Raw genomic sequence first — 1434 nt, 5'->3', positions numbered from 1 at the left:
GGGCGTGTCAGATGGTTTGTGTAGCTGTGGCTCCGGATGAATGGAGCACGATCTGTGGATGTGATCGCTGACGAACCGATATCGGGTGCTGATGCTGTGGAGCAGCTTCGCGCTGCAGGTGTGTTGGATGAGGTGCTGGCCAAGATCGATACGGGTCAGCTTCAGCTGACTGGTCAGGGTGGTTTCCTGCCCGAGATGGTCAAGGCCGTGCTCGAGCGTGGGTTGTCGGCCGAGCTGACCGAGCATCTGGGTTATGAGAAGGGCGATCCGATAGGCCGGGAGTTGCCCAACGCCCGCAACGGCTACACGCCTAAGACGGTGGCCAGCGAGGTCGGCGATGTCAGGCTGGCGATCCCGCGTGACCGGGAAGGCTCGTTCACCCCGACCTTGGTGCCCAAAGGTTCACGCCGTATCGGCGGGCTCGACGACATGATCGTCTCGCTTTACGCCGGCGGGATGACGATCCGCGATATCGAGCATCATCTGGCCTCGACGATCGGTACTGAGCTCTCGCACGAGACGATTTCCAAGATCACAGATGCCGTCCTAGAAGAGGTCATCTGGTGGCAGAAACGGCCGCTTGAGGAGCTCTACCCGATCCTTTACATGGATGCTCTGACCATCAAGGTTCGCGACGGTCACCACGTCAAGAACCGCTCGGCTCACATCGCCGTCGGGGTTGACCTCGACGGGATCCGCCACGTGCTCGGCATCTGGGTCCAAGCTCACGAAGGCGCGAAATTCTGGGCCGGCGTCTGCGCCGAGCTGGCCAATCGGGGCGTCAAAGACATCCTGATCGCCTGCGTCGACGGGCTGACCGGATTCGCCGAGGCGATCGAAGCGACCTGGCCGCACGTCACGGTGCAAACCTGCGTGGTGCATCTGATCCGTAACTCGATGCGGTTCGTGGCCTACGGCGACCGCAAGAAGGTCGCGGCGGCGCTGAAATTCATCTACACCGCACCGACCGTCGAAGCCGCAGCTGATGCACTCGATGAATTCGCCAATTCGACTGTGGGACAGAAGTATCCGACCGCGGTCATCGCCTGGCGCAACGCCTGGGAACGGTTCATCCCCTTCCTAGCCTTTCCACCTGAAGTGCGAAGGATCGTCTACACAACCAACGCGATCGAATCGCTGAACTACCAGCTGCGCAAGATCATCAAGAACCGCGGTCACTTCCCCAATGACCAGGCCGCGGTCAAACTGCTCTGGTTGGCCATCTGCAACATCGAAGACAAACGCGCCCGAGAACGCCAAAAGTACCTCGACGACCCCCTCAGGGAAGGAGACCGATCCCGCCATAACCGACTCGTCGAAGGCGCCCGCACCAACGGCTGGAAACAAGCCCTCGGCGCACTGACCCTGATCTACCCCGAACGCCTCAACCCCTACCTCTGAACCCGCCACTTACACAGACAACTTGACAGGCTC

At 60.7% G+C, this 1434-nt stretch carries 1 protein-coding gene; it reads left to right on the top strand.

Going from position 1 to position 1434, the window contains the following annotated elements; genetic code table 11:
• Positions 1 to 36 precede the first annotated feature (36 nt).
• A complete protein-coding gene (locus tag CQY20_RS33755) occupies positions 37 to 1401 on the top strand; it encodes an IS256 family transposase (protein ID WP_097945734.1) in 1365 nt (454 codons plus the stop codon).
• Positions 1402 to 1434 lie beyond the last annotated feature (33 nt).

Origin of the sequence: Mycolicibacterium agri, assembly GCF_002553505.1 — a bacterium.
GTDB lineage: Bacteria > Actinomycetota > Actinomycetes > Mycobacteriales > Mycobacteriaceae > Mycobacterium > Mycobacterium agri.
This window is presented reverse-complemented; position numbering and strand designations above follow the sequence as displayed.